Below are 19,703 nucleotides of genomic sequence, written 5' to 3'. Positions count from 1 at the left end.
CAGCATCGCACGGCTTTTCGCAGCGATGATGACAGCTGCCCATGACACAGCTCAAAGGCGCCTGACGAAAATTTCGGCACCCTAATTAAATGTCACCTTGTCGCTCAGCCGCGGCAGCAGGAAGTAGGTGTCTTCCATGAAGATCTCCGCAGCACGCGGGAAAATGCTCTGCGCCATGCTGGCGAACAGGGGGATGTAGGTATTGCTGGCGCGGCCAATGATGACGCTGGTGCCCGGTCTTGCTGTTCCTGCAGGGAAGGTGACCGGAGGAACGGAGCCCTTGCTCCAGGGTGTGCCGCCGGTCTGGTTCACGCTCCAGTCCACGCTTGCCTTGCTATTGGAATCAAAGCTCACGCTGGCGATGACCACAGTGAGGCCATCGGACGGGAAGGGCTCCATAATGGCTCCGGCCGCCACCATGATGTCGGATATGTCGCCGGAGGAGAGGCTTGATGATTGCGACACAAGATCGGCCATCGAAAAGGCGACTTGTGAGATCTTGCGCTTGTAGTTGAGCGCGGACGTGGTTTCTGCCGTGCCGATCATCACAATCAGAAGAAGCGGCAGGATGAGAGCAAACTCGACAGCGGCCACACCTCCCCTGTCCCGGATCAGGCGGCGGGTTGAAAATCCGCACGCGGCCAGGGCCTTGCGCAGGGGGGCAAGCAGGATGCGGAGGCTCACCATGGGAAGGGCTCGTTACGGAAGACGGCGGTGGAGATCAGCAGGCGTTCCATGTTGCCGGTGTCTCCGGCATTCGTCCGCAGCAGCGAGGTGAACATCGGCCACCGGTAAATCACCCGCGCGACGACAATCTGTCCGCCTTTGCCGGTGGCATAGCTCGACCGGCCGGTCGAGTTGCCGTTGGCATCGACAAGATCCGGCAGGGAAATCTGCGAGAAACTGTTGAAGACCCGGACGTCAATTTCAAGCCGGCTTTCGTTGCAAAGGGCTGTTGTCAGCTGTGTGCAGACCGCAGCCTTGAACTGTGCCTCGTTAAGCCCTTGCTGCTGTGCCTGACCGGTTTTGATCAGCCGGGTTGCATCAGCCACCGAGTTATCCAGAATCCGGTTGACGAAGAAGGCAAGGCCAAACTCGATGATGGCAAAGATAATGGCAAGGAACGGCATCGCAACGATCGCAAACTCAATCGCCGTTGCCCCGGAACGGTCGCGCCGGAACGCGCGGAACAAGCCTCGTCCCTGTTTGCGCTGGCTTTCCTGCTGCACCTTCTGCATTCCCCTGCCTAGAGCCTTTCGATGAAAGCGACGCTGCCGGACGTGTTCTATCCATTTGGTTTCAAGCAAGTCCGGACGCAAAACCGGTTCCCGGTTTTTCTGAAATTGCTCTAGCGCTGAACAGGCTGACCTGCGCTCGCCTTGCCAGCTGCCTGCAGTGCCATCTGGTCGCGCTGGTTGATTTGCTCGGCAGTTGTCGTGAACACATCCTTGCCATCACCGGGCAGCGGTATCGCGTCACAGTTCGGCGCACAGCTGTAGCTGTAGCGTGTGTCTTTGCGCATCACTGTGACCGTGTTTTGCGATCCGGCGGTGACGGTGAGTGGCTCGTCGATGATCGGCTCGGAATTGGCGTCCAGTATGATCAGGTTGGTGGTGCCGGCTGACTTGCCGGTGACAACAACCGTATAGCGGTCATGCATTGTGACAGCCGCAAAGACAGGGTTGCCTACGATCACGGTGCTTGCCGGCTGCTCGATCCGGAAGACCTTCGACTGATCCACAGGAACGGAGACGCCCTCAGCGGCAGCCAGCGCCACCGGCAGCAGAACAGCCAGTCCAGCCAGCGGTATGAGCGAATGTGGGATGCGCGGCATGTCTCACTCCATCAGGGCCGTGAAGCTCATGAATCTTGTCAATCATGACGTTTTTTGGTGAATGAAACCCTAATGCGAAGCTGCAGTTTCTAATCTGCAAAGTCCGCTGAACAGGTATCGATACTTTTGGTTATTTGGAAAATTATAGGAAAAGTTTACCTATAGAGGCATCCTATCATTAACCAAGAAAGTAACGTCAGGGTGGTTTCTGATAAATGCGGATAATTTTAACTAGATAGAAACGTGGCGGTCGTAGCGTCAGCTCAAGTTCGATCGGCCGGAAACAAGGCCGGCGGGCGGAGCTGTCAATCATGTGACTATGGAGCAAACCAGATGAAGAAGCTTTTCGCGCGTTTCGCCAAGGATGAATCCGGCGCAACCGCCATCGAATATGGCCTGATTGCAGGTCTGATCTCGGTCGTGATCGTGGGCATTCTGCAGCTGACGGGCGGTTCGTTGACTGCTGTGTTCACCAGAGTCAACACGGCTCTCCAGACTGCCACTGGCGGCTGATCTGCATCAATTGCTCGCATGCCCCGTTTTCTGGACGGGGCGGGGCATGCGTCAGCTGAACCGTCAGGCCCATCTGGCACTCAAGTATGTTAGGGCCTGATGTGCCAGCTTATCAGTGTCTAGGTATCAATCCTTAAACCCGGTGGAACAGGATGATTGAAGCAGCCCTTCTCGTCGTCTTTCCGGTTCTTACCGCCTTTGCTGCCTCGTCTGATCTGTTGACCATGACGATCCCCAACAGGGTGTCTCTCCTGCTCGCCGGTGCCTTCTGCATCCTGGCGGCCGCGACGGGCATGCCTGTTTCTGTGTTTGGCCTGCACCTTGCCGCAGGTGCGCTCGTGCTGTCCGCCTGTTTTGCGATGTTCGCCATGGGCTGGATGGGTGGCGGTGACGCCAAATTCGCAGCTGCCGCTGCTCTGTGGTTCGGACTTGGCCAGTCCTTGACCGAGTTTGTGCTTCTCACCGCAATTTATGGCATGGTCCTCACGCTTGGCCTCTTGCAGCTGCGCCAGATGCCCTTCGTCCCTGAAATGCTGGGACGTCATGACTGGTCAGCCCGGCTGCTTGACCAGAAGTCCGGTATTCCCTACGGAATAGCCCTCGCAGCGGCCGCGCTGCACGTTTACCCCTCCAGTCATTGGTTCACCTTGCTCGGCAGCTGGCACTAACCCGTGCGGCGTCCGGGCAAATTCAAGGCATGTTGCGCCCCGCATTTCAGGGCCTTGGTATAATATGCTGGTTGTAGCCCTTGTTTGCCTGAATATACTTCTTCTGCGCCACGTTGAGGAAGTTCGTAAGGCGTTAAAACAGGTTAACCAATCTTCCTCACCCTTGGTTAACTATGTTTTGACGAATTGCCTGCCACATTAACAGCGAGCCTGCAAAGGGCTGGCTTGTGTTGGTGGATGAGTTGCGATGAAACATGCAAGGCTTCTGGTGCTCGGCATCGCGATCGGCGCGGGACTTCTCGCGGCGCGCATGGTGATGTCGTCGCGTGCTCCCGAACAGCCCGCACCGGTTCAGGCAGAGGTCGCCACACAGCCAACGGTGCCCGTCCTTATCGTCACGCGCGACGTGAAGCCGGGCGAACTGGTGCAGTCCCATGATCTGAAATGGGTCGACTGGCCGAGAGATGTGGTGCCGGCCGGCGCGGTCACCCGCGACCAGCAGCCTGATGCCGAGCGCTCCATGGCGGGGCAGGTTGCCAAGGCGCCACTCTACAACGGCGAACCGCTGCGCGAGCAGCGCCTGATCACCGCAGCGAATGGCTACATGGCATCCGTGCTGCCCAAGGGCATGCGCGCTATTGCCGTTTCGGTCGAAACCGAGACGATGGCCGGTGGTTTCATTCTGCCGGGCAACAAGGTTGACGTGATCCTCACCAGAACAGTGCAAGGCAGCGTCACGAGCGCCGTTGCCGAGACGATACTGCAGAATGTGAGGGTGCTTGCCATCGACGCAGTCATTGCCGGAGAGCGGGAAGGCAAGTCTCTGCAGCCGGACCGCACGGCCACGCTGGAGCTTTCCCCCGAACAGGCCGAGGTGGTGGCCCAGGCTCAGCAGCTTGGCAAAATCTCGCTGACACTGCGCAGTGCCGAGGATTCTGCTGACGATGCCGCAGACAGCGCATCGCGCCGGGACAGGGGCAGCGTCAATTTTGTGCGCTACGGCGTCTCCAGCAACGGCGCAGGACAGTGAGGCCGCGATGCGTGTTGATGGCGGGACAGCAAACGGGAAGGAAAAGGCCATGACAGGCAGATGGCTGGCCATCATGCTGATGGCGGGACAACTGGCTTTTGGTGCCTTCCTTGGCACTCCGGCGCCCGCCGTTGCTCAAGGGTTCCCGAAATCTGTCAGCATTGCTGCCGGCGAAAGGGCCGGCGAGCGTATCCTGCGTGTCGGCCTTGGCCGCTCCGTGGTGGTTGATGTCGCCGAAGATGTGGCTGATGTGCTGGTGTCGGAGCCCGAGATCGCCAATGCAACGGTGCGCAGCCGCAACCGCATCTATGTGGTGGGCAACAGGGCAGGCCAGGCAAGCGTGGTGCTCTTTGGTACCACTGGCCGCGAGATTGCGAGCTTCAGCGTGCGGGTTGAGCCGGATACGTCGGATCTGAATGCCATCATCCGCAAGCTGATGCCGAACACCGACATTCGCGCAGATTCGCTCAATGGCAGCGTGGTGCTTTCCGGCACGGCGCCGAGCACGGCGGATGCCCAGAAGGCTGCCGATCTGGCCAGCCGTTTTCTGGGACAGGGCAATGGGGAGGGGGGAAGCTCTTCCAGTCAGCCGGTTTTGAACATGATCTCCGTCGGCGGCAAGGATCAGATCCAGCTCAAGGTAACCGTGGCGGAAGTGGACCGCTCGGTCATCAAGCAGCTTGGCGTCACCATGTCCGGAACGCTGTCGAGCGGCAGCTTCGGGCTTGGCATCGCCAATGCGGCCAGCTTCCCCGTCAATACCGGAATTACGTCGCAGGGCAGCCTTCTGGGTTCCTTTTCGTCCGGAGGCAACAGTTTTGCCGCGCAGATCCGGGCCTTGCAGCGTGACGGTGTCATCCGCACTCTGGCCGAACCGACGCTGACCGCCATTTCCGGTGAAAACGCCAGCTTTATTGCCGGCGGCGAGTTTCCCATTCCGGTGAGCTACGACAACGACAAGATCGGCGTCGAGTTCAAGCAATTCGGTGTGGGTCTCGACTTCACTCCCGTTGTGCTGAACGAAGGCAATGTGAGCCTCCGGATCAAGACGGAAGTGAGCGAGCTTTCGGATGAAGGGGCAGTGACGACCGGCGGCATCACGATCCCGGCGATCAAGGTGCGCCGGGCGGAATCAACGGTTGAGCTTCCCTCAGGCGGTACGCTGGTAATGGCAGGCCTGCTGAAGGAAAGCTACCGGCAGACGGTGAGCGGCGTGCCCGGCCTCATGCAGCTTCCGGTGCTGGGCGCATTGTTCAAGAGCCGCGATTTTCTCCGCCAGCAGACGGAGATGGTGGTTTTCGTGACCCCTTATGTTGTCAAGCCGGTGGCGCAGAGCGCGCTTGCCCGGCCGGACAGCAACTTTGCGCCGCCGTCGGATGGCGAGACCATTTTCTTCAATCAGCTGAACCGGGTGTTCAACACGGCCGGTGCTCCGGTGCCGGGCAGCTATCAGGGTCAGGTGGGGTTCATCTATGAATAGGGAACAAGCCAAGCGCACCTTGATGGGAAAAGCTGCCTTTCTCGTTTGTGCCGCAGCGGTTCTGGCCGGCTGTCAGACCCAGCCCACGCCCGCTGTCATGGCATCCAACGACTACCGGGTCAGGCATCCGATCATGATCACCGAGCAGGCGGAGGTTCTCGACATTCCGCTGGCGGCCTCAACCCGCAATCTTGGCCGTGATTACTCTGCCCGCATCGCCCAGTATGGGGCCGAAGCGCGCGCGTCGGGCGCGTCAACGGTCGAAGTGCTGGTGCCGTCCGGCTCGGCCAATGAGATTGCTGCAAGCACCGTGGTGCCGCAAATCCGGGCAGCGCTTGTCCAGGGCGGTGTGGCGCAGCGGAACGTGCAGGTCCGCAGCTATGGCGTCGCAGATGCGCGGATCTCGACCCCGGTCCGCTTGTCCTACGCCCGGGTGAAGGCGTCCACCGGGCCCTGTGGTACCTGGCCGGACAATATCGCCAGCACCATCGGTCCCAACAACGACTATTACGATTTCGGCTGCGCAACGCAGTCCAATCTTGCCGCCATGGTCGCCAATCCGGCGGACCTCATGGGCCCGCGCGCGATTGGGGCTTCGGATCAGAACAGGCGCGGAGTCGTGCTCGAGAAATACCGCAAGGGCGAGCAGACGGCGGCGGAATACAAGGAAGGTACCGGTGCCAATGTCTCCGGCGTGGGCAAAAACTGAGGGCATGGCGAGGAGGGCGGCATGAGCAATGCAAGCGGCCAGAATTGGGTCATGCAGGAACCAGAAGATGGCTATGCCAGCGAGGCTTCCTACAAGCCTGTGCCGGATATCCGCCCGGTGCCGCGCATTTCCGTGCAGGCCTTCTGCATGGACGCGGATACGGCGCGCACCATTGAGGCTGCCGGTGAAGACCGCCGCATGACCAAGGCGCACCTGAAGGTGCACATGGGTGGCATCCAGGCGGCAATCGAGCATTTTTCACAGGCTCCGACGCCAAATCTGATCATCATCGAATGCGGTGCGAGCCAGCAGAGCCTTGTCGCGGATCTGGACCGGCTGGCCGAGTATTGTGACACCGGCACCAAGGTGATCGTCATAGGGCACATCAATGATGTGGCGCTCTACCGTGACCTGATCCAGCGCGGTGTCAGCGAGTATCTCGTGGCGCCCGTTACGATCCTGCAGATCATCGGCGCGGCTGGTGCGCTCTACAGCGATCCCCAGTCCGAACCGCTGGGCCGGACCATGGCCTTTTTCGGCGTCAAGGGCGGATGCGGATCCTCGACACTGTCCCATAATGTCGCCTGGAATCTCGCGCGCTCCTTTGGAAGCGAAGTTGTGCTGGCCGACCTCGACCTGCCGTTTGGAACGGCCGGGCTTGACTACAATCAGGACCCGCTCCAGGGGGTCTATGAAGCCGTCTCCGCGCCAGAGCGGCTGGATGAGACCTTTCTTGACCGCATCCTGTCGCGCTGCACGGATCACCTCAGTCTGCTGGCTGCACCCGCATCGCTGGAGCGCGGCTACGACTACTCAGAGACCTCGTTTGATCCGCTGGTGGATGTGATGCGGCAGGGCACGCCTGCCATTGTGCTGGATCTGCCCCATGCCTGGAACAACTGGGTCCGTCATCTGCTGCAGATTTCCGACGATGTTGTGATGGTGGCCGAACCGGACCTGGCAAACCTGCGCAATGCCAAGAACCTGGTCGATACGCTGCGGCAGATGCGTCCCAACGACCATCCGCCCCATCTGGTGCTGAACCGGGTCGGCATGCCGAAGCGGCCTGAAATCAAGCCGGAAGAATTTGCCAAGGCGCTCAATCTCCCGGTTCTGGCAGCCATTCCCTTTGATCCGCATCTGTTCGGAACCGCGGCCAACAACGGGCAGATGATTGGTGAACTGGATTCCCGCCACGCGGTGAATGACCTGATTTCGCAGATCGCCCATACCGTATCGGGCCGGGGTGAAATCAAGCGGGGCCGGCGCTCGCCGGTGGCGGCCCTTATGGATCTGCTCAGGAAGGGCAAGTAATGGCCTGAAGGCCTTACACCATCTGTCGATGAGCCTGGCTCTTTGAGAGATGGTCAAGCCCTTGCGGCGCATGAGCACATTCAAGGCGAGATGCGCCAGCATCTCAGGGCCTTGGTATCAGGAGCAAGAGCTGCAGATGTTTGGCAGGCGCGGTACCCCAACAAGCGGAACGGAGCAGGGCGGTCAGATCCGTCCGGCGGCACCGGCTTCGCGTGCGCCGGATCAGGCTGCTCAGCTGATCAATGATCTGCGGGATGTTCCTGCTGCGGCTGCAAGACCTGCTGCGCAGGCCTCTCCTCCGCCAGCAGAGCCGCCGGCGGAAGACCGCCTGCGCAAGCGCTCACCTGAATATTACGCCACGAAGGCAGCGATTTTCAGCGCACTCGTCGAGGCGATCGACCTGTCGCAGCTGAGCCGCCTCGGGCCGGAAGATGCGCGCGATGAAATCCGCGATGTGGTGAATGACATCATCGCGCTGAAGAACGTGGTCATGTCCATTTCCGAGCAGGAAGACCTGCTGGAGGACATTTGCAACGACGTTCTGGGCTACGGGCCGCTGGAGCCGCTGCTGGCACGTGACGACATTGCCGACATCATGGTCAATGGCGCCCATACGGTCTACATCGAAACCGGCGGCAAGATGCAGAAGACGGGCATTGCCTTCCGCGACAATGCGCAGCTGATGAACATTTGCCAGCGCATCGTCAGCCAGGTGGGCCGCCGTGTCGATGAATCGAGCCCGATCTGCGACGCCCGCCTGCCGGACGGCTCGCGCGTCAACGTCATTGCGCCGCCGCTTGCCATTGACGGGCCGGCTCTCACCATCCGCAAGTTCAAGCGCGACAAGCTGACGCTCGACCAGCTTGTCCGCTATGGATCGATCTCGGCGGAAGGCGCTGTGGTGCTGCAGATCATCGGCCGCTCGCGCTGCAACGTGCTGGTCTCGGGGGGCACGGGCTCGGGCAAGACGACGCTGCTGAACTGTCTCACCGCCTATATCGACACGTCCGAACGCATCATCACATGCGAAGACTCGGCCGAACTGCAGCTGCAGCAGCCCCATGTGGTCCGGCTTGAAACCCGGCCGCCGAACCTTGAAGGGGAAGGCGAAGTCACCATGCGTGATCTCGTCAAGAACTGCCTGCGCATGCGCCCGGAACGCATCATCGTCGGCGAAGTGCGCGGACCGGAGGCTTTCGATCTGCTGCAGGCCATGAACACCGGTCATGACGGCTCGATGGGCACACTGCACGCCAACTCGCCGCGTGAAGCCCTGTCGCGTCTTGAGTCGATGATCACCATGGGCGGCTTCTCGCTGCCCTCCAAAACCCTGCGCGAGATGATCGTGTCTTCCGTCGACGTGGTCGTGCAGGCCGCGCGCCTGCGTGATGGGTCCCGCCGCATCACCCACGTCACCGAGGTGATGGGCATGGAAGGCGATGTGATCATCACGCAGGACATCTTCCTGTACGACATCCTGGGCGAAGATGCGCAGGGCCGCATTCTCGGCCGCCACCGGTCCACTGGCATTGGCCGTCCGCGGTTCTGGGACCGTGCCCGTTATTACGGCGAGGAACAGCGGCTGGCTGCGGCACTTGATGCCTCCGAAGCGCCGGAGATGGGCTGATGGAGATCTTTGGCATCACCCTGAGCCCGGAGACGGCCAATCTGGCGGCAGCGCTGCTGGTTGCCTTCAGCATCGGCGGCATCCTCTATGTGCTGCTGGAGCCGCTGCTCAACGGATCACGCAAGAGCAAGGAGCGCCTTGAGACCATCGCCGCGCGGGACGTGATTGCTGCCGACCGCCGTCCGCAGCGCGACGCGGACCGCCGCCGCAAATCGGTGCAGGACCAGCTCAAGGAGTTTGAGGACAAGCAGAAGGCGCGGCAGAAGAAAGCCAGCAGCCTGACGCTTGCCGCGCGGATGGAACAGGCGGGGCTCGACTGGGAGCGCAAGCATTTCCTGTATTTCAGCGCCGCATGCGCCGCAGTCTTGCTGTTCCTGGGGCTGATCATCTCGGGTGGATCGCTGCTGATCGCCCTGGCTCTCGGCTTTGTCGGCGCTCTGGGCGTGCCGCGCTTCTATCTCAACATGCGGCGCAAACGGCGCCTGAACAACTTCATCGACGAGTTGCCCAACGCCGTGGACATTATTGTGCGCGGCGTCCGGGCCGGGCTTCCGTTGACGGACTGCATCCGCATTGTGGCTGCGGAATCGCGGGAACCGGTGGCGACCGAGTTCCGCAAGATCGTCGAGGCCCAGGTCATGGGCATATCCCTGACGGATGCCGTTGCCCGTATGCCGGACCGCATCCCTCTGCCGGAAGCCAACTTCTTTGCGATCGTCGTTGCCATTCAGCAGCAGGCCGGTGGCGGTCTGTCTGAGGCGCTCAGCAATCTCGCCAAGGTTCTGCGCAGCCGCAAGACGCTGAAAGGCAAGATCAAGGCTCTTAGCGCGGAGGCGAAATCCTCCGCGGCCATTATCGGTTCTTTGCCGATTATCGTTACGCTGATCCTTTATACGGTTGCTCCAAAATACATCATTCTTCTCTTCACCACGACAGGGGGGCATTACATTCTTGCGGGCAGTGCTGTCTGGATGCTCATCGGAGTGCTCGTCATGCGCAAAATGATCAATTTCGATTTCTAGGGGGAAGACATGACGTTTTTCGGCTTCTTCCTCGACTCCCAGTTTCTCATCGCCGCGCTTACGATGGTTGCGGTCGCAGGGACGGTGTTTGCCTTGGTCCTGCCGGTGCTGGAGCGCGATGGCCTGAAGAGCCGGATGAAGTCGGTTGCGCTCGAGCGTGAGAAGATGCGCGCCCGTGAAAGAGCCCGCCTTGCCACCGAGAAGGCCGAGGCCCGGGTTTCCTTGCGCAATCAGCCGAAGGACCGGGTCCGCAATCTGGTGGACAGGCTCAACCTCAAGACGGCCTTTGCCGACGAGCAAACGAACAACAAGCTGCGCATGGCCGGTTTCCGGGGGCCTGCGCCGCTTTATACCTTCGTGCTGTCCAGGCTTGTGGTGCCGCTGGTGCTCTTCGTGCTGGTGCTTTTTTACGGCTTTGCGGTCATGCCGCCCTCTCTTCCGCCCTTGACCAAACTGTGCATTGCGCTCTTTGCCGGCGGGGTCGGCGCTTTTCTCCCCAATCTCTATGTCCAGAATGTCATCTCCAAACGGCAGCTGTCCATCCGCCGTGCCTGGCCGGATGCGCTGGATCTGATGCTCATCTGCGTGGAATCCGGCATGTCCATCGAGGCGGCTTTCCGCCGGGTGGCAGAGGAGATCGGGGTCCAGTCGGTGCCGCTTGCCGAAGAACTGACCCTCACCAATGCCGAACTGTCGTTCCTGCAGGAGCGGCGGCAGGCCTATCTCAATCTGGCGGCCCGCACAGGCGTTCCGGCGGTGAAGAACGTCACCATGGCGCTCATTCAGGCCGAGCGTTACGGCACGCCGGTTGGTCAGGCCTTGCGGGTCATGTCCGATGATGTGCGCGAACAGCGCATGCAGGAGGCGGAGAAGCGGGCAGCCTCCCTGCCGCCGAAGCTGACCGTGCCGATGATCATCTTCTTTCTGCCGGTTCTGTTTGCCGTGATCATGGGGCCTGCGGTCATGCAGGTGATGGCAACCTTCCGCTGAGATTGCAGTGCCGCTCAGCCTTGCCGCTCAGCCCTGTCTCTGGGGCTTGCCCTGCCGCGGGCTCTGGGCAGCGAGGACGGCGCGCAGATAGGCGATGTTGGCCTCAGCCTGCTGCGGATCCAGCTCATTGAGCGCGACCTGCTGGGCCTCGGCGAATTTACCCTGCAAACCCAGCGCCAGCGCAAGGTTCTGGCGGATGCGGCTGTCGGCACGCGGGCTCGCGGCAGCACGGCGCAGATAATATTCCGCATCCGGTGCCTGACCTGCCAGAAGGAAGGAAAGTCCCAGATTGTTGAGCACAGTCGGCTCTTCCGGCACGATCTTCAGCGCCTGATTGTAGAGTGCCCGTGCCCGCTGCGGATTACCCATCTGGTCATGCACCGCGCCTTCCGCGGACAGCAGGCGCCAGTCAGGTGTGGCCGGGGTCTGGGCATTCTGCAGCACATTCAGCGCTTCCTGCAGGTTGCCGTTCATGGCGAGGATCTTGCCATAGGCCGAAGCGATGTCCCGGTCCGAGCCATGCTTGATGATGGCATTGCGCAGCACGGCCATGGATTGCTCGATCTGGCCGTTGCGGCGCAGGGCATTGGCATAGCCGATGATCACCTGCCGGTCGTCCGGGCTGCGCTGATAGGCGCTGGCCCAGGCCGAGACTTCGCGCATCGCTTCAGCGGACCCTGGCTGCACGAAGGCGCGTGCTGCGGCCGTGGAATTCGTGCCGGTCTGCTGCCGGGTGGAGTTGCAGCCCGCGGCCAGGACCACGGCGAGCGCGGCCATGGCAATGCGGCCAGCCTTTGCGGCGCGATACCCTGTCCGGAGTTTCCCAGCCTGTTCCATGACCAGCTCCCTGTGCAACCTGCTCTTGCGGCGAGGTCTGCCGATTTGACCAGATGACAGAAATAGCTTGTTAACCCTAATGCATGGTTAACCTGCCGCAGATTGCGAAAGCTTAATGTCTGGAAGCATTTGCACGTGATTGCATTAATCGGCCCGGAGCATTACCACTTGTGCTAATCCTGAGGAACATTGGAAGGAAATGAACATGCCCCATGCTCTTCTGCCAAGCGATGCGAGCCTGACGCCCGTGCCTGTCGAGGCCGTAACTCCGGCCACCTTGCCCGATGTTCTGGCCCGGATTGGCGGGACGGCGGAGGCATGGGCCAGCCTGCAGGGTTACAAGGCATCTGCCGGATCTATCCTGCTGGTTCCGGCCACCGATGGTACCCAGGCTGCGGTCCTCTTCGGCTTTGGTGACACTGGCCTGATCGATCCTTTTGCGCCGGGCGCACTGGCAAATGCCCTGCCGGAAGGGGATTACGTGCTGGCCGAAGGCTTCCCGGATGCGGAGACGGCGCTTGTCGCGATCGGCCTGACGGCTTACCAGTTCGCCCGGTACCGCTCTGAAGTGCCCAAGCCTTTGCCGCGTTTCCGCATTGCCGATGAGGCGGTGCTGAGCCGTGTGGCCAGGATCGTGCGCGCCGTGTCGCTGGCGCGTGATCTGGTCAATACGCCCGCAAATGATATGGGGCCGGACGAACTGGAAGGCGCTGCCCGCGCCCTGTTCAGCGCCCATGACGGGGCGTCGCGCGTCATCAGCGGGGATGCACTGCTGGAGGAGGGCTTTCCGATGATCCATGCGGTGGGCCGCGCCAGCCCGCGGGCGCCGCGCCTCATCGATTGCTGCTGGGGCGAGGAAAGCCATCCGAAGATCACGCTGGTGGGCAAGGGCGTGGTGTTCGACACCGGCGGCCTCGACATCAAGCCGTCCAGTTCCATGCTGCTGATGAAGAAGGACATGGGCGGCGCTGCCAACGTGCTGGGCCTTGCCTCGCTGATCATGGATGCCCGCCTGCCGGTGCGCCTGCGCGTGCTCATTCCGGCGGTGGAAAATGCCGTCTCGGGCAACTCCTTCCGCCCCGGTGACATCCTGCCGAGCCGCAAGGGCCTGACCATCGAGATCGGCAACACGGATGCCGAAGGCCGTCTGGTGCTGGCTGATGCGCTGACGCTGGCCGATGAGGAAGAGCCGGATCTGCTGATCGACATGGCAACGCTGACCGGTGCGGCACGTGTCGCCCTCGGCCCGGATCTGCCGCCCTTCTACACCGCTGACGAAGCTCTGGCGGGCGAAGTCGCGGCCCACGCGGAAAAGGTCAATGATCCGCTGTGGCGCCTGCCGCTGTGGCAGCCCTACATGAAGTATCTCGACAGCAAGACTGCCGACATGAACAACGTCAACCAGTCCGGCGGCGGCTTTGCCGGGTCGGTGACGGCGGCGCTGTTCCTGTCCCGCTTCGTTGCAAAAGCCAAGGCCTGGGCGCATTTCGACATCTTCGCCTGGACACCGATCGAGCGGCCCGGCAAGCCCTATGGCGGCGAGGCACAGGCGATCCGGGCGCTGTTCTCCCTGCTGGAAGCACGCTACGGCGGAAAGAAATAACGCATCCGAAACGATTTTGTGCTCTTCTCCGGATCTGAACGGGATTCGGGGAAGCGCCGCATATGGCAGTGGACATCCGCGCCTCGCAGGCGCTCAGGCTGTGGCACGAAGTCAATCTGGAATTGGTGCGTGACGGGGAACAGGATCTCTCCGCCCGTCAGATGACGATCCTGCTCACGGTCTATCTGGAGCCGCCTCCGCACACCGTGCGCGGGCTGGCGGCCAAGCTGAACGTGACCAAGCCCGCCATCACCCGGGCGCTGGACACGCTGGGCAGCATGCGCCTTCTCTCGCGCAAGCGCGACGAGGCCGACAAGCGCAACGTCATCATCACCCGCACCGTGGACGGCGCGCTTTATCTTGACCGGCTGGGCGATCTGGTGTCCGAAAAGGCCAAGGAATTGCCGCGCTGATCTTCCTGCTTCGATTTGCTTTGAGGGCCCTCCATGTCTGACACGCTCGACCGCCGCCGCCATCCCGTGCGCCCGGATCTAGCCGCCCGCGCCTATGAGGGACGGGTGAGCCCGCGCCGCTTTGCCGATGGCGAACGCATGCGCATTGCGGCGGATGTGGTGGCCCTGCGCAAGGAGCCGCGCCCCGATTGCGGACTGGACACGCAGGCGCTCCATGGCGAAACGGTGATGGTCTATGAAACCACATCCGAGGGCTGGGTCTGGGGCCAGCTGGACGGCGACGGCTATGTCGGCTGGCTTCCTTCCGATGCGCTGGCGCCGGTGGAAGAGGCCACCCATGTGGTGAGGGCGCTTCGCACCTTCCGCTATCCGGGGGCGGACCTGCGGCTTCCGGCTCTTGGGCATCTGTCTCTCGGTGCGAAGGTTCGTGTCTTGGGGCAGTCGGAAACGCGCGGCCTTGCCTATGCGCTGTTGTCTGACGGTTCGGCTGTGGTGGCGGGCCATCTGGTGCCGGTGGGCGGCGTCGAGCCGGATTGGGTGGCGATTGCCGAAAGCCTTCTGGGCACGCCGTATCTGTGGGGTGGCAAGTCCTCGCTGGGCCTCGACTGTTCGGCGCTCATCCAGCTCTGCGCGTCTTTTGCCGGACATGCCCTGCCGCGCGACAGCGACATGCAGGAAGCCGAAGCCGGTGTGCCTCTGGATTTCGCGGAAGGCGGCCCGCTGCCGCAGGATCTGCGGCGCGGAGACCTGCTATTCTGGCGCGGCCATGTGGGTGTGCTCAGCAGCCCCATAGTCCTCACCCATGCCAACGGTTACACCATGACCGTTTCGCAGGAACCCCTCGACGCCGCCCTTGCCCGCATCGGCGCCAAGGAATACGGCGCACTGACCTCGATCCGGCGGCTGTGAGGGGTGAGAGATTGCAAGGGTGCACTGCCTTCCTGTTCCACTCAGGCGGTCACCCCGGGCGGAGCGAAGCGCAGACCCGGGGACCACTCGCTCGCAGAGCGGTGAAACTGAAGCCTGGCGCAGAGGCGTGTACCGGGCTGGTGTCTGCCGCGCAGTTCCGGACACCGGCATCTCTCTGCAAGCGAGTAGCCCCCGGCTCGCGCTGCGCTTGGCCGGGGTGACTCAGAGCCAGTTTCCGGCCTGGAACCAGCTATTTCCGGCGGGTGGGCCGCCTCTACTCCTCCCCCGCCATCAGCCGCACACGCTCCCCTGAAGAAGCAACAGCCTCGCCTCGCACTTCGCCGAGATCCAGATCCTCGATCCTGCGGCCGCGTTTGGAGATCTTGTCGGTGGAGATGAGGATCTGGTCGATGTCCTTGCTGGCCTGCGCAAAATGCGCCTGCAGCTTGCCGGTGCGGTCGTTGAGGCGGGCGATATCGGCGGTGAGATGGGCGACTTCGGCCTGAATGAGATGCGCCTGCTCGCGCATGCGGGCATCGCGCAGCACCGCCTGAATGACCTGAATGGACAGCATCAGCAGCGACGGGGAGACGATGACCACGCGGGCCCGGTGGGCCTTCTGCACCAGATCCTCGAAATTCTCGTTGAGTTCCGCAAAGACGCTTTCCGAGGGCACGAACAGGAAGGCGGTGTCCTGCGTTTCGCCGGGGATGAGGTAGCGCTCCCGGATGTCCAGAATATGCTTGGTGAAGTCACGCCGGAACTGTGCCTGTGCCTGTTTCTGCTCCTCCTCAGACTGGGCCTTGCGCAGGAGGTTGAAGGCCTCCAGCGGGAACTTGGCGTCGATGGCCAGCGGGGGAGCGCCGTTGGGCATGTGCACCAGGCAGTCGGGCCGTGAGCCGCTGCTGAGTGTGGCCTGAAAGCTGTAGCCGGAGGGGGGCAGCTGGTCCTGAATGATGGCTTCCATCCGTCCCTGCCCGAAGGCACCGCGCGTCTGCTTGTTGGCAAGGATCGCCTGCAGCTGGCCGACCTGACCGGAGAGATCGGCGATGGTCTTCTGCGCCCGGTCGATCACCGCCAGCCGCTCGTGCAGCTGGCGCAGGCCATCGTGGGTCTGGCGGGTGGTGTCGGCCATGGAGAGGCCCAGCTTGTGGCCCATGCCGTCCAGCCGCTCGTTGACGGCACGCATCATGTCGCCCTGCCGGCTGGAGAACACCTCGGCCATGGTCTGCATGCGCCCGGTGATTTCCCCCTGCGAGCGCAGCATCCGGGCCAGATGCTCCTCCAGATCCTCGATCCTGTCCGCCGCAATGGCCTCGCTCGTGGCCCGTGCCTTGATCTGGCGCAGGGCGCTGACCACCAGAAGGGTGATAAAAGCCAGCAAAAGAAGCGCGGCGAGAACGCTGGCTTCCAGCAGGCTGACGGGTCGGGTGCCGAAGGTGAAAACTGTGTCTTGCATGAAACAAACATAGAACGATTCGCCCTTGGGCGCAGACTCTGCCTTGCACAGGCGGGGCGCAGGCCACAGAAGACCAAAAGCTGGTGCTCCGGCATGCGAAAGCTTGCGGAAACGCGTTGACCGGCTAACCGCCTTTGCCTATCTGGATCACATGACGAAACGCACCATCATCACCCTTCCCGATCCCGTGCTGCGGCAGGTCTGCGCGCCTGTTACTGCTGTTGGAGATGACATCCGCCAGCTGGCCGACGACATGCTGGACACCATGTATGACGCGCCGGGCATCGGCCTTGCCGCCAGCCAGATCGGGGTGCTGCAGCGCATCTTCGTGCTGGATGTGGCCAAGGAAGACCAGCCGAAGGCGCCCATGGTCTTCATCAACCCGGAAATCGTCTGGTCCTCGCCGGAACTGTCGGTCTATCAGGAAGGCTGCCTGTCGATCCCCGAGTATTACGATGACGTGGAGCGCCCGGCCTCCGTGCGCGTGACCTTCCAGAACCGGGAAGGCGCGCAGCAGGAGCTTCTGGCTGACGGGTTGCTGGCCACCTGCATCCAGCACGAGCTGGACCATCTCAACGGCAAGCTCTTCATCGACTACCTGTCGAAGCTGAAGCGCGACCGGGTGGTGAAGAAGTTCCAGAAACAGGCCCGCACCACGGGCAAACCCTGACACGGCAGACGGCCCATCGCGGGCCGTTCGCATTTTCCGGGCCATCGCGGCCCCGCCCAGATTTTCGGAAGCAGCGCATGACACTTCGCATCGTCTTCATGGGTACGCCCGATTTCTCCGTGCCGGCCCTTATGGAAATCGTGGGGCAGGGGCATGACGTGGTGGCCTGCTACAGCCAGCCGCCGCGCCCTGCCGGCCGCGGCATGGAGCTGAAGAAGTCACCGGTGCATGAGGCGGCAGAAGCGCTGGGCATTCCGGTCTTTACCCCGCTCAGCCTCAAGGGTGCGGACGAGCAGGGCGTCTTTGCCGGGCATGATGCGGATGTGGCCGTGGTCGTTGCCTATGGCCTGCTGCTGCCGAAGGCCATTCTGGATGCCCCGCGCGAGGGCTGCCTGAATATCCACGCCTCCATTCTGCCGCGCTGGCGCGGGGCTGCCCCGATCAACCGGGCGATCATGGCCGGTGACACGGAAACCGCCGTGCAGGTGATGCGCATGGAAGAGGGGCTGGACACCGGCCCGGTCTGCATGTCTGAAACCGTGGCGATTACCCCGGACATGACCGCAGGCGACCTGCATGACCGTCTGTCGGCGCTGGGCGGCGATCTGATCGTGCGGGCGCTGGCCGCCCTGTCGCGCAATGCGCTGGCGCAGGTGCCGCAGGGGGAAGAGGGCGTGACCTACGCGAAGAAGCTCAGCAAGGCGGAAACGCGGATCGACTGGACGCGGCCCGCCCGCGAGGTCCACAATCATATTCGCGGCCTCTCGCCCTTCCCCGGCGCCTGGTGCGAGCCGGTGATTGCCGGCACGGCGGAGCGGGTGAAGGTGCTGCGCTCGGCGCTGGCCGAAGGGCAGGGCGCACCGGGCGAGGTGCTGTCCGTGGACGGTGCGCCGGTAATCGCCTGCGGCGAGGGCGCGGTGCGCCTCGTCAACGTGCAGCGTGCCGGCAAGAAGCCGATGGGCGGCGAAGAGTTCCAGCGCGGCGCCAAGCTCGCTGCCGGCGAGCGGGTTGGTTGAGCGGCGTTTGTTGAGATTGAGGGAGCATCCGGTGATGACTGCAGCGCAGAACAGCCCCGCCTTCACGGTCCGCCCGCTCACGCAGGCCGACGAGCAGGAGGCGGCCGGTGTCATCACCGCCGCTTTCAACCAGCCGTCCGAGGCCCGGCTGGTGTATAATCTGCGCCACTGCGGGGCGCTGCTGGTGGAACTGGTGGCACAAGGCGATGACGGACGGCTTCTCGGACATGTCGCCTTCAGCCGGGTGACCGGGGCAGGCGCCGGCCACCGGCTGCAGATCTCCTGCCTTGCTCCCGTCTCTGTGCTGCCTGAACTTCAGAAGCTTGGGATCGGCTCGGCGCTGATCAATGCCGGGCTCAATGAACTGCGCCAGCAGGGCGAGGATCTTGTTCTGGTGCTGGGCCCGCCCGCCTATTACCCGCGCTTTGGGTTCGATGCGGACCTGGCAAAGCAAGTGCAGGCGCCCTATGCCGGGGCTGCCTTCATGGCGCTGGCGCTGACGGATGCCGGGCGCGAGCATTTGCCGGTGGAAGTGAGCTTCGCTACGCCCTTCCAGGAATTCGAATAGATCAGGAAATTCGAGTAGGCCGATGCCCCGCTACAAGCTGACCATCGAATATGACGGCCGTCCCTTCTGCGGCTGGCAGCGGCAGGCCAATGGCCCTTCCGTGCAGGCCGTGCTGGAGCGTGCCGTCAAGGCCTTCAGCGGTGAGGAGGTTGCCATTGGCGGGGCCGGGCGCACCGATACGGGCGTGCATGCCACGGGTCAGGTGGCGCATGTGGATCTCGAAAAGGACTGGCCGGCCGAAACCGTGATGGGGGCGATGAACTTCCACTGCCAGCCGGACCCGGTCGCTATCCTTGCCTGCGAGAAGATGCATGAAGGCTTTGACGCCCGCTTTTCCGCCATCCGCCGCGCCTACCGCTACCGCATCCTCAACCGCCTGCCACCTCTGACCTTCGAGAAAGGCCTGGCCTGGCACGTGAAGCAGCCGCTGGATGTGGAGGCGATGCACGAGGCCAGCCAGGTCTTCATCGGCCATCACGACTTCACAACCTTCCGCCACACCCGGTGCCAGGCGAAGAGCCCGGAAAAGACGCTTGAGACCTTCAGCGTCCGCCGGGAAGGGGACTTCGTGATTGCCGAATGCTCCTCCCGCTCCTTTCTGCACAATCAGGTGCGCTCCATGGTGGGCACCTTGCGGCTGGTGGGTGAGGGGCGCTGGACGGCAGATACCGTGCGCGAGGCCCTTGCCGCCCGTGACCGCAAGGCCTGCGGCCCCGTCGCGCCGCCGGACGGGCTTTACCTCACCCGCGTCGACTACCGCCCCGCCGCCACCGACATCGCCTCCCACGCCGAATGGCACGCCCGCTCTGCGGCGGTGGAGGATGACGGGGAAGTTTGACGGAGGGCTTTGATCGGCTTTTGCTGTGAGGTTCATACGGCAGTTGCAGATGGTTTGTGGCGGTGACGAACGTGTTCGCAACAGAGAGTTTCAGCCTCCCTCCCCGCAAGAGGGCCGTGTTTGCAACGGACAACCAGTCAGGCTTCCCGGTCATGGTTTGAGGAAAGCCTGCCTTCTGGTCATTCCGGCACAGCGTTTCAGCC

21 protein-coding genes are annotated in these 19,703 nt (G+C 62.6%); 16 read left to right on the top strand and 5 right to left on the bottom strand.

Annotated elements, in window-relative coordinates:
• Positions 1 to 81 precede the first annotated feature (81 nt).
• From AC0CMF_RS22525 to AC0CMF_RS22515, 3 genes are read right to left on the bottom strand one after another with little or no spacing between them, the layout of a single operon-like run.
• Positions 82 to 687 carry a TadE/TadG family type IV pilus assembly protein gene (locus tag AC0CMF_RS22525; protein WP_374630271.1) on the bottom strand — a complete coding sequence of 202 codons (606 nt, stop codon included), beginning with the start codon at positions 685 to 687 and terminating at the stop codon, positions 82 to 84.
• Entirely contained in the window at positions 681 to 1,319 is a 639-nt protein-coding gene (locus AC0CMF_RS22520; RefSeq protein WP_472482474.1) for a TadE/TadG family type IV pilus assembly protein, read from the bottom strand. The genes AC0CMF_RS22525 and AC0CMF_RS22520 overlap by 7 nt, the downstream gene beginning before the upstream one ends.
• A 29-nt stretch (positions 1,320 to 1,348) precedes the next feature.
• Positions 1,349 to 1,834: a pilus assembly protein N-terminal domain-containing protein gene (locus AC0CMF_RS22515; protein WP_050472205.1), complete on the bottom strand. Its 486-nt coding sequence runs from the start codon at positions 1,832 to 1,834 to the stop codon at positions 1,349 to 1,351.
• A 333-nt stretch (positions 1,835 to 2,167) separates the two neighbouring features.
• On the opposite strand from AC0CMF_RS22515, the gene AC0CMF_RS22510 reads away from it, so the two are divergent.
• The 9 genes from AC0CMF_RS22510 to AC0CMF_RS22470 all read left to right on the top strand — a co-directional run bounded on the left by AC0CMF_RS22510 (position 2,168) and on the right by AC0CMF_RS22470 (position 11,187).
• Positions 2,168 to 2,347 carry a Flp family type IVb pilin gene (locus AC0CMF_RS22510; protein ID WP_374630273.1) on the top strand — a complete coding sequence of 60 codons (180 nt, stop codon included), beginning with the start codon at positions 2,168 to 2,170 and terminating at the stop codon, positions 2,345 to 2,347.
• Between the two features lie 152 nt (positions 2,348 to 2,499).
• Positions 2,500 to 3,015 carry an A24 family peptidase gene (locus AC0CMF_RS22505; RefSeq protein WP_374630274.1) on the top strand — a complete coding sequence of 172 codons (516 nt, stop codon included), beginning with the start codon at positions 2,500 to 2,502 and terminating at the stop codon, positions 3,013 to 3,015.
• A 247-nt stretch (positions 3,016 to 3,262) separates the two neighbouring features.
• Positions 3,263 to 4,045 carry a Flp pilus assembly protein CpaB gene (gene cpaB / locus AC0CMF_RS22500; RefSeq protein WP_050472202.1) on the top strand — a complete coding sequence of 261 codons (783 nt, stop codon included), beginning with the start codon at positions 3,263 to 3,265 and terminating at the stop codon, positions 4,043 to 4,045.
• 49 nt (positions 4,046 to 4,094) lie between these two features.
• On the top strand, positions 4,095 to 5,525 hold the full coding sequence (locus tag AC0CMF_RS22495; protein ID WP_208982611.1) for a type II and III secretion system protein family protein: 1,431 nt from the start codon (positions 4,095 to 4,097) through the stop codon (positions 5,523 to 5,525).
• 22 nt (positions 5,526 to 5,547) lie between these two features.
• Complete coding sequence (locus tag AC0CMF_RS22490; protein WP_082205859.1) at positions 5,548 to 6,234, top strand: CpaD family pilus assembly protein; 687 nt, start codon at positions 5,548 to 5,550, stop codon at positions 6,232 to 6,234.
• A gap of 21 nt (positions 6,235 to 6,255) precedes the next feature.
• A complete protein-coding gene (locus AC0CMF_RS22485; RefSeq protein ID WP_374630275.1) occupies positions 6,256 to 7,548 on the top strand; it encodes a CpaE/TadZ family protein in 1,293 nt (430 codons plus the stop codon).
• Positions 7,549 to 7,684: 136 nt separating this feature from the next.
• Positions 7,685 to 9,175: a CpaF family protein gene (locus tag AC0CMF_RS22480; protein ID WP_050472200.1), complete on the top strand. Its 1,491-nt coding sequence runs from the start codon at positions 7,685 to 7,687 to the stop codon at positions 9,173 to 9,175.
• The gene (locus AC0CMF_RS22475) at positions 9,175 to 10,197 is read left to right on the top strand and encodes a type II secretion system F family protein (RefSeq protein ID WP_050472199.1); all 1,023 of its coding nucleotides are present in this window, start codon (positions 9,175 to 9,177) and stop codon (positions 10,195 to 10,197) included. Before AC0CMF_RS22480 ends, AC0CMF_RS22475 begins: the two co-directional genes overlap by 1 nt.
• Positions 10,198 to 10,206: 9 nt before the next feature.
• Positions 10,207 to 11,187 (top strand): type II secretion system F family protein, encoded by a 981-nt coding sequence (locus tag AC0CMF_RS22470; RefSeq protein WP_050472198.1) that lies wholly within the window; start codon positions 10,207 to 10,209, stop codon positions 11,185 to 11,187.
• Positions 11,188 to 11,214: 27 nt separating this feature from the next.
• On the opposite strand, the gene AC0CMF_RS22465 is transcribed toward AC0CMF_RS22470, so the two are convergent.
• Positions 11,215 to 12,024 carry a tetratricopeptide repeat protein gene (locus tag AC0CMF_RS22465; RefSeq protein ID WP_244284659.1) on the bottom strand — a complete coding sequence of 270 codons (810 nt, stop codon included), beginning with the start codon at positions 12,022 to 12,024 and terminating at the stop codon, positions 11,215 to 11,217.
• A gap of 205 nt (positions 12,025 to 12,229) precedes the next feature.
• On the opposite strand from AC0CMF_RS22465, the gene AC0CMF_RS22460 reads away from it, so the two are divergent.
• The 3 genes from AC0CMF_RS22460 (at position 12,230) to AC0CMF_RS22450 (ending at position 14,949) form a co-directional block, all read left to right on the top strand.
• Entirely contained in the window at positions 12,230 to 13,627 is a 1,398-nt protein-coding gene (locus AC0CMF_RS22460) for a leucyl aminopeptidase family protein (RefSeq protein WP_374630276.1), read from the top strand.
• 62 nt (positions 13,628 to 13,689) lie between these two features.
• Positions 13,690 to 14,040 carry a MarR family transcriptional regulator gene (locus AC0CMF_RS22455; RefSeq protein WP_050472197.1) on the top strand — a complete coding sequence of 117 codons (351 nt, stop codon included), beginning with the start codon at positions 13,690 to 13,692 and terminating at the stop codon, positions 14,038 to 14,040.
• 33 nt (positions 14,041 to 14,073) lie between these two features.
• On the top strand, positions 14,074 to 14,949 hold the full coding sequence (locus AC0CMF_RS22450; RefSeq protein ID WP_374630277.1) for a C40 family peptidase: 876 nt from the start codon (positions 14,074 to 14,076) through the stop codon (positions 14,947 to 14,949).
• A 274-nt stretch (positions 14,950 to 15,223) separates the two neighbouring features.
• On the opposite strand, the gene AC0CMF_RS22445 is transcribed toward AC0CMF_RS22450, so the two are convergent.
• Positions 15,224 to 16,408: a DNA recombination protein RmuC gene (locus tag AC0CMF_RS22445; protein WP_374630278.1), complete on the bottom strand. Its 1,185-nt coding sequence runs from the start codon at positions 16,406 to 16,408 to the stop codon at positions 15,224 to 15,226.
• 151 nt (positions 16,409 to 16,559) lie between these two features.
• Between AC0CMF_RS22445 and def the strand changes: the two genes are divergently transcribed.
• The 4 genes from def to truA all read left to right on the top strand — a co-directional run bounded on the left by def (position 16,560) and on the right by truA (position 19,500).
• Positions 16,560 to 17,078 carry a peptide deformylase gene (gene def / locus AC0CMF_RS22440; RefSeq protein WP_374630279.1) on the top strand — a complete coding sequence of 173 codons (519 nt, stop codon included), beginning with the start codon at positions 16,560 to 16,562 and terminating at the stop codon, positions 17,076 to 17,078.
• Between the two features lie 77 nt (positions 17,079 to 17,155).
• Entirely contained in the window at positions 17,156 to 18,094 is a 939-nt protein-coding gene (gene fmt / locus AC0CMF_RS22435) for a methionyl-tRNA formyltransferase (RefSeq protein WP_374630280.1), read from the top strand.
• Positions 18,095 to 18,128: 34 nt separating this feature from the next.
• Positions 18,129 to 18,662, top strand: a complete 534-nt coding sequence (locus AC0CMF_RS22430; RefSeq protein ID WP_374630281.1) for a GNAT family N-acetyltransferase — start codon at positions 18,129 to 18,131, stop codon at positions 18,660 to 18,662.
• A gap of 22 nt (positions 18,663 to 18,684) precedes the next feature.
• A complete protein-coding gene (gene truA / locus AC0CMF_RS22425) occupies positions 18,685 to 19,500 on the top strand; it encodes a tRNA pseudouridine(38-40) synthase TruA (protein ID WP_374630283.1) in 816 nt (271 codons plus the stop codon).
• The last annotated feature ends 203 nt before the right edge of the window (positions 19,501 to 19,703 follow it).

It is taken from the genome of Pannonibacter sp. CBAS1226, from assembly GCF_055685825.1.
Note: the sequence above shows the minus strand (reverse complement) of the source record. Positions and strands in the feature narration are given on the sequence as shown.

Excerpts from the sequence above, each read along its gene's own strand:
- AC0CMF_RS22445 (WP_374630278.1), bottom strand. The coding sequence starts at position 16,408 with ATGCAAGACACAGTTTTCACCTTCGGCACCCGACCCGTCAGCCTGCTG.
- AC0CMF_RS22515 (WP_050472205.1), bottom strand. The coding sequence starts at position 1,834 with ATGCCGCGCATCCCACATTCGCTCATACCGCTGGCTGGACTGGCTGTT.
- AC0CMF_RS22470 (WP_050472198.1), top strand. The coding sequence starts at position 10,207 with ATGACGTTTTTCGGCTTCTTCCTCGACTCCCAGTTTCTCATCGCCGCG.
- def (WP_374630279.1), top strand. The coding sequence starts at position 16,560 with ATGACGAAACGCACCATCATCACCCTTCCCGATCCCGTGCTGCGGCAG.
- AC0CMF_RS22460 (WP_374630276.1), top strand. The coding sequence starts at position 12,230 with ATGCCCCATGCTCTTCTGCCAAGCGATGCGAGCCTGACGCCCGTGCCT.
- AC0CMF_RS22485 (WP_374630275.1), top strand. The coding sequence starts at position 6,256 with ATGAGCAATGCAAGCGGCCAGAATTGGGTCATGCAGGAACCAGAAGAT.
- cpaB (WP_050472202.1), top strand. The coding sequence starts at position 3,263 with ATGAAACATGCAAGGCTTCTGGTGCTCGGCATCGCGATCGGCGCGGGA.
- AC0CMF_RS22525 (WP_374630271.1), bottom strand. The coding sequence starts at position 687 with ATGGTGAGCCTCCGCATCCTGCTTGCCCCCCTGCGCAAGGCCCTGGCC.
- fmt (WP_374630280.1), top strand. The coding sequence starts at position 17,156 with ATGACACTTCGCATCGTCTTCATGGGTACGCCCGATTTCTCCGTGCCG.
- AC0CMF_RS22450 (WP_374630277.1), top strand. The coding sequence starts at position 14,074 with ATGTCTGACACGCTCGACCGCCGCCGCCATCCCGTGCGCCCGGATCTA.
- AC0CMF_RS22510 (WP_374630273.1), top strand. The coding sequence starts at position 2,168 with ATGAAGAAGCTTTTCGCGCGTTTCGCCAAGGATGAATCCGGCGCAACC.
- AC0CMF_RS22475 (WP_050472199.1), top strand. The coding sequence starts at position 9,175 with ATGGAGATCTTTGGCATCACCCTGAGCCCGGAGACGGCCAATCTGGCG.
- AC0CMF_RS22505 (WP_374630274.1), top strand. The coding sequence starts at position 2,500 with ATGATTGAAGCAGCCCTTCTCGTCGTCTTTCCGGTTCTTACCGCCTTT.
- truA (WP_374630283.1), top strand. The coding sequence starts at position 18,685 with ATGCCCCGCTACAAGCTGACCATCGAATATGACGGCCGTCCCTTCTGC.
- AC0CMF_RS22490 (WP_082205859.1), top strand. The coding sequence starts at position 5,548 with ATGGGAAAAGCTGCCTTTCTCGTTTGTGCCGCAGCGGTTCTGGCCGGC.
- AC0CMF_RS22430 (WP_374630281.1), top strand. The coding sequence starts at position 18,129 with ATGACTGCAGCGCAGAACAGCCCCGCCTTCACGGTCCGCCCGCTCACG.
- AC0CMF_RS22480 (WP_050472200.1), top strand. The coding sequence starts at position 7,685 with ATGTTTGGCAGGCGCGGTACCCCAACAAGCGGAACGGAGCAGGGCGGT.
- AC0CMF_RS22495 (WP_208982611.1), top strand. The coding sequence starts at position 4,095 with ATGACAGGCAGATGGCTGGCCATCATGCTGATGGCGGGACAACTGGCT.
- AC0CMF_RS22465 (WP_244284659.1), bottom strand. The coding sequence starts at position 12,024 with ATGGAACAGGCTGGGAAACTCCGGACAGGGTATCGCGCCGCAAAGGCT.
- AC0CMF_RS22455 (WP_050472197.1), top strand. The coding sequence starts at position 13,690 with ATGGCAGTGGACATCCGCGCCTCGCAGGCGCTCAGGCTGTGGCACGAA.